Source organism: Enterococcus sp. CWB-B31 (assembly GCF_020567645.1).
GTDB lineage: Bacteria > Bacillota > Bacilli > Lactobacillales > Enterococcaceae > Enterococcus_L.
In genome coordinates, this window is record NZ_JAJDJW010000027.1 from 21413 (window position 1) to 27730 (window position 6318).

General features: G+C 35.6%; 8 protein-coding genes. 5 read left to right on the top strand and 3 right to left on the bottom strand.

The genetic code is table 11. The features are described 5' to 3' along the window. Positions 1–88 precede the first annotated feature (88 nt). Complete coding sequence (locus tag LI954_RS15630; protein WP_202066835.1) at positions 89–595, bottom strand: phosphatidylglycerophosphatase A; 507 nt, start codon at positions 593–595, stop codon at positions 89–91. Positions 596–677: 82 nt separating this feature from the next. Between LI954_RS15630 and LI954_RS15635 the strand changes: the two genes are divergently transcribed. Further along, positions 678–920 (top strand): DUF1450 domain-containing protein, encoded by a 243-nt coding sequence (locus tag LI954_RS15635; RefSeq protein WP_202066836.1) that lies wholly within the window; start codon positions 678–680, stop codon positions 918–920. A 324-nt stretch (positions 921–1244) separates the two neighbouring features. Here the strand turns inward: LI954_RS15635 and LI954_RS15640 are convergent, their stop codons facing one another. Then, entirely contained in the window at positions 1245–2270 is a 1026-nt protein-coding gene (locus tag LI954_RS15640; RefSeq protein WP_229444946.1) for an NAD(P)/FAD-dependent oxidoreductase, read from the bottom strand. A 207-nt stretch (positions 2271–2477) separates the two neighbouring features. On the opposite strand from LI954_RS15640, the gene LI954_RS15645 reads away from it, so the two are divergent. Further along, positions 2478–3065 (top strand): peptidylprolyl isomerase, encoded by a 588-nt coding sequence (locus LI954_RS15645; RefSeq protein WP_202066838.1) that lies wholly within the window; start codon positions 2478–2480, stop codon positions 3063–3065. A gap of 287 nt (positions 3066–3352) precedes the next feature. Here the strand turns inward: LI954_RS15645 and LI954_RS15650 are convergent, their stop codons facing one another. Then, on the bottom strand, positions 3353–4525 hold the full coding sequence (locus tag LI954_RS15650; RefSeq protein WP_229444947.1) for a MalY/PatB family protein: 1173 nt from the start codon (positions 4523–4525) through the stop codon (positions 3353–3355). A 188-nt stretch (positions 4526–4713) separates the two neighbouring features. Between LI954_RS15650 and LI954_RS15655 the strand changes: the two genes are divergently transcribed. The 3 genes from LI954_RS15655 (at position 4714) to LI954_RS15665 (ending at position 6116) form a co-directional block, all read left to right on the top strand. Further along, positions 4714–5082: a CvfD/Ygs/GSP13 family RNA-binding post-transcriptional regulator gene (locus tag LI954_RS15655; RefSeq protein ID WP_229441522.1), complete on the top strand. Its 369-nt coding sequence runs from the start codon at positions 4714–4716 to the stop codon at positions 5080–5082. Between the two features lie 64 nt (positions 5083–5146). Further along, the gene (locus tag LI954_RS15660) at positions 5147–5518 is read left to right on the top strand and encodes a hypothetical protein (RefSeq protein ID WP_229441521.1); all 372 of its coding nucleotides are present in this window, start codon (positions 5147–5149) and stop codon (positions 5516–5518) included. 88 nt (positions 5519–5606) lie between these two features. After that, positions 5607–6116 carry a GNAT family N-acetyltransferase gene (locus tag LI954_RS15665; RefSeq protein ID WP_229441520.1) on the top strand — a complete coding sequence of 170 codons (510 nt, stop codon included), beginning with the start codon at positions 5607–5609 and terminating at the stop codon, positions 6114–6116. The last annotated feature ends 202 nt before the right edge of the window (positions 6117–6318 follow it).

Sequence of the window (6318 nt, forward strand, 5' to 3'; positions counted from 1 at the left end):
CCTGTAAAGAATCTTTCCGCTCGATTTTCGGTCGCCATACAGTTAATTGTTTGCATATATTTTTTTAAATTAGGGTTGTCTTATGAATTTATTGTGTAATTCTGCTTTTATTTGGCTGAGAATGTGCCAAACGGCTTGCGGCAGATGCAGCAATTGCGCCGACAATATCATCCAGGAAAGTATGAACAGATTTACCATCGTGAGAGTTCAGATTAGCCAGAATACCTGGTTTAACTTTATCGATATAACCGTAGTTAGTGAAGCCGATTGAACCATAGACATTTACAATAGACAGAGCGAGTATCTCGTCAATTCCGTATAATCCCTCATCATCTGTCAAAATTTGTTGAAGAGGCTGCAGCAGTTTATTTTCTTCAGCAAGGATATCCAGCTGAATACCTGTGATAATAGTATTATGAACTTCTCTCTTGGTGAGAACCGCCTCTACATTTTCTATACAAATATCTAAATCAAGCTTATCAATATAAGATTCCTGAAGAAACATGACCAGCTCAGCAATATCTTTCACTTCAACCCCTCTTTGTTTCAACAATGCACGTGCGGTTTGCTCTAACTCATTTCCCTCTATAACCATATTATTTCCTCCAAGACTATTTTTTTACTATAATACATCAATGGTATAATAATTGTATTAAAAAAAGCAAGGAAAGAAGAACATGAATCCTTTAATTGAATGTTGTGAGCAAAATCTGGCTAAAGGAGCAGCAGCTCTCTTAGAAGATTCATTCATCCAGCAAAATGCTGATGTAGTGACGTATTCCTGTATGAATGAATGTGTATTGTGCGCGCAAACTTATTATGTACTGTTTGAAGGTGAGCGCATAAGTGATCAGTCAACAGAGCATCTGACTGAAAAAGTGAAACAGGCGATTATCGACTGGCATAAAGAGATGAATTAAAAATAAAATATGCCGCGTTCATCCAGGGGTTATCTGCAATTAACCTGAATGGCGGGGCATATTTTAATGGACAGCTTTCCTAGTGCTCTAACCAAATTATAAATTACACTAAAAGATCGTCTATAAATGATGTTCAATGATAGAAAATGTTAACTTGTATGCTTCAATAACAAGAAGGAGCAGCTTTAAACTTGTATTAAAAGCTTGCTTCTACCCTTCTTCGGATGTTCGTCGTCGATCCAGCAGTCTCATATGTAATACTACTGGATCGGCTGTACATTTCTTGGATGAGAAGCATAGCTTAGGTTTAAATTGGTCAATACACTAGTTTTGCAAAATTTCTTTATGAGGTTCAAGCTTTTCAAAAAGGCTGGTACTGTGCATAGGTTGAGTGCGCGCATCAGGTTTAATGAAATGTAAAGCATTGTTGACTGCAGTCGGTGCTTCACCAAATCCTGTTGCAATCAGTTTAACTTTTCCCATATACGTTGAAATATCTCCAACTGCATAAACTCCGGGAAGTGTTGTGGACATATCAGAATCTACAGTAATTGAATTTCGGGATATATCTAATCCCCAGTCCTTTAAATGGCCAAGGGAAGATGTGAAGCCATAATTAACAATCAGCGAATCAACAGGCAAGTGAAACCCGCCATCCTCTTTTGTATGCTTTAGTTGGATACCTTTAAAAGAATTATCTTCCAAACAAAGCTGATCAATAGTGTATGGGGTATAAATTTGAACAGTTGAATTTTTTAATTTTTCTACACTATGTTCATGTCCCCGAAACTCCGGTCTCCGGTGGATAATTGAGACCTGCTCAGCAACCGACTCCAGCATTAAGGCCCAATCGATAGCAGAATCTCCTCCACCGGCAATTGCTACTTTTTTTCCGGCAAATTCGTTTATATCTTTTACGTAGTAATGAATGTTTTTGCCTTCCAATGCTTCAGAACCGTCAACTGTTAATCGCCTAGGCTGAAAAGAGCCATTGCCGACAGCTAAAATAATTGCTTTGGAATAATGTGTTCCTTTGGTAGTTTCTATTTCAAGATAGTCTTCCTTTCTTGTAAGATTTGTGACTTCTTCTTCCAAGAGAATATCGTGATCAAATACAGAAAGCTGCTTTTCCAAATTTGCAACCAGATCAATCGCTTTAATTGCTGGATATCCGGGTACATCATAAATATATTTCTCAGGATATAGAGTGGCCAGTTGACCACCTAACTGCGGTAAGCTGTCTATTAACTTAGTTTTGGCTTTTCTCAAGCCGGCATAAAATGCAGCAAAAAGACCAATCGGTCCGCCGCCAATAATTGTAATATCATAAATTTCCGGTGTTTCAGACATTTTGTTTCCTCCAAATCAGTAAATCATCATTCAATAAAATAAAATGGAATTGTACCCATTTTTCACAAAGTAGCATTTGTAATCAAAAAAAGCAAGTGATTATTTGTGAAGGAGATAAAGCTTTACTTAATCTAAGGAAATAAAATGGCAATTCTTCTGAATATTCGGTATGATAAAACTAGTAATATTACTTAAGGAGGAACTATTGTGAGTGAATTTCCACAGTTAGACTTAGAAAATGTAAAAGGACCAAAAGCGATAATCAAAACCAACAGAGGGGATATAACTGTTCAATTGTTCCCTGAACAAGCACCCAAAACAGTAGAAAACTTTGTTGAGCTTGCGAAAAAAGGCTATTATGATGGTGTTATTTTCCATCGTGTTATTCCTGATTTTATGATTCAGGGGGGAGATCCAACTGGAACCGGAATGGGCGGCGAAAGCATATACGGAGAAAAGTTTGAAGATGAATTTTCAAAAAATGTTTTCAATCTGCGTGGGGCTTTGTCCATGGCAAATGCAGGACCTAACACAAACGGCAGTCAGTTTTTCATCGTGAACAAGCAGGATGTTCCTGCAAATATGTTGGGACAATTGGAAGGTGCGGGCTTTCCGGCTGAAATCATTGAAGCTTATAAAAATGGAGGAACACCATGGCTTGATTTCCGCCACACTGTTTTCGGTCACGTAACAGAAGGCATGAATATCGTGGATGAAATCGCTGGAGTACAGCGCGATGGACAGGATCGGCCAACATTTGATGTTGTTATTGATACAGTTGAAATTACAGAATAATTAAGGATAAAAAAGAAGAGGATGGGACAGGTTTTGCTCATCTTGAACTACCAGAGCTGCTAATGCTGGAATTTTTTGTAGATTTGTAGAATAGTATGCAAACTGAGAATAAGACTGATTTTATGAAATAAAATCAATGCATTATACTATACAAAAAGATAGCTAACCAAAGAAACATATAAAGACTGTACTGCTGTTTATTCAATTTTAGGGGGTTAAGACATAACACTAATGTCACACCCCCTTTTTTTAATTTATTTATTTCAGTCTTTAAGCAGTGCAAACCCTCAATCAGCTTGAAATGACGTCTTCATTCTCTCAAGACCTTCCAGCAAAGTAGCATTCGGACAAGCAATATTCAGCCTCATATGCTGACTGCCTTTTGGACCGAATGATATCCCTGAGTTAAGCACAACCTTGCCTTTTTTGATTAGCTTATTTTCAAGCTCTTTATCAGAGAGAGCGTAAGCAGAAAAGTCCAACCAGATTAGGTAGGTTCCCTCGGGCTTCATTATTTTAACAAGAGGCATTTCTGATTGTAAAAACTTTTCTACAGTTGATATGTTTTTTTGCAGGTAAATCAAAAGATCATCCAGCCATTCTTCTCCACAGCGATAGGCAGCTTCTGTACCGATTAGACCTATCGTGTTAATTTCAGTCTGCTGATTTATTTCCTGAATGTTGCTAAATTTTGCTCTTAATTCAGTATTATGAATAAAAGCCATTGAGTTTTTGATACCTGCTAAATTAAATGTTTTTGTAGCAGCAGTTAATGTAATTGAAAAATCCTTGAATGATGGATCAGCATTATTGAATGTTGTGAATTCTGCCGGTGTAAAAATCAAGTCTTGATGAATTTCATCACTGATAATCAAGACATTATGAGAGGCACAAAGCTCTCCAATTTTTTTCAGCTCCTCAATGCTCCAAACACGTCCGCCTGGATTGTGCGGATTACAGAGAATAAATAACTTCACATTATTTGTTTGAATGGCTTCTTTCATTTTTTCAAAATCTATTTGAAATTTACCATCTACTTCTATTAGAGAATGTCGGATCACTCTCCGCTTATTTTTCTTGATGACTTTAGCAAAAGGGTGGTAAACAGGATCATGAATCAGGACTGCATCACCAACTTCAGTATATGCTTGTATAGTTATAGCTACACTTGGAACCACACCACTGCTAAATAAAATTGCTTCTTTTTCTACTATATAATTGTGCTTTTTTTTCTGCCATGTCTGAACTGCTTCATATAAAGAGTCAGAGGAAGTTGTATAACCAAGGATTCCCTGATTAATATAACTGATCATCGCATCCAAGATAGGCTGATGAACTTTAAAATCCATGTCAGCTACCCATAAAGGAAGCAAATCATCTTCTTTGTACATTTTATTAACAGCATCCCATTTAACAGAATTTGTTCCTTTTCTTTCATATACATGATCAAAATTTACCATTGCTCTACTCCTTTACATATAAGATTGTTAAGATGTTCTTATTGAAAGTATAAAGTAGATTTGCTAAAAGATAAATGAAAAAGCTGAATTCGAAATAAAATTCTATTCAGAAACTTTGGAACATGATATGATTTAAAAGAACTGATTGGATGGAAACATCTATTATATAGAAGAAATGAGGGAGACATGTGCAATACAAAATTGGAATGACTATAGATGGAACTGTTACAGGGATACAACCGTATGGAGCTTTCGTTTCATTGGATCGAAAAACACAGGGATTGATACATGTTTCTGAAATTCAGGTAGGCTATACTAAAAATATCCATGGAGTATTGGATGTGGGAGATAAAATACAAGTACAGGTTATTGATATTGATGAGTATTCCCAAAAAATCAGTCTTTCTCTCCGGACTCTAAAGAATGAGATGTTGCAAGCTGGCTATCGCCGAAAAAAATACTTTACCAATAAAAATAAAAAAATAGGTTTTACAACATTGGAAAAGAAACTGCCTAAATGGATTGATGAAGCAATGGATGAGCTGCTTATAAAATAATTCTGTTTTTTTCCAGAAAATATGATACAATTCCCTATATTTATGAAAACTATAATCAGTTGAGGTGAACGTTTTGTCTAATAAAAGAGTGGCTGGAACAATCATGCTGAACCTGCATGATGGAACGAAAAAATTTCTTATTCACCCTGTAGGAAAAACATCTGAGTTTGTTACTACTGAAGTTTTGGAAGATATGACAGGATTAGCGAGTATTTTACAGCATTTCAAAAAGAACATTCAATTGGATGTAACTTCAATCAGCTTAGTTGAATTAACAAATGCACACAGTGAAACAGAAGATTTGCCCCTATTTGTTTTTGAAATGGAAGAGAGTAAAGCAGACCTGATAAAAAATGATACATATAGATGGGAAAGTCCTTCTAAACTTAAAGCCCTGCTGTCTGTCTATGATATGGCAGGCATGCCGATGTTTTAATACTTAAATAGTATGTGATTAAAGAGAAGCAGCGGTTAACCTGCTTCTCTTTAATCATAATAAAATGAAGAAGAAAGGAATACACAGAATGGAAATGCACAGAGTATTAAAAGAAGAAGCTGATATAGCGATAAACATAATGAAGGATACTGCTCTATGGTTGCAGAGTAAAGGGAGTCAACAATGGTCTGATGTTCTTGAAGGAACAGATAAACATGATTTGAAAGGTGCTGTACAGCGTGGGGATGTTTATTTCTTTACTGTAAATCAAAAAATAGTAGGGATGGCAGCAGTTTGGAATACTCCTACATTATGGGATCAGAAGTTGTGGAAGGTAAGTAGACAAGCGGAAAAAATATTTTATATCCATCGGTTGATTGTTCATCCTGATTACAGAGGATTGAATTATGGTACTGAAATGCTGAAAAAAATCAAAGTTTATTTTGAATCAATTGCTGTTGAATTAAGATTAGACTGCATTTCTTCCAATAAAAAGCTGATTTATTTCTATAGGAATAATGGTTTTACAAATAAAGGAAGCATAAAGATAAGTGAAACAGATGAATTTGAGCTTTTTTCGCAGCTTTTAAATGAATAGAATACAGAAAAGAATCGTGTATTCTGAAAATGCAAAATAAAGAAGAGGAAATAAAGATGTATATCTATAAAATCGTTGGAAAAACGAATGAAAAGTCAATTGTATTGGGAATTGATCGGAATTGAAAAAAAGTTGTAAAAAATGACATATTTTGATTGACCTGAGCGAAGAAACTTGATATATTATTACTTGTCGCAAGACA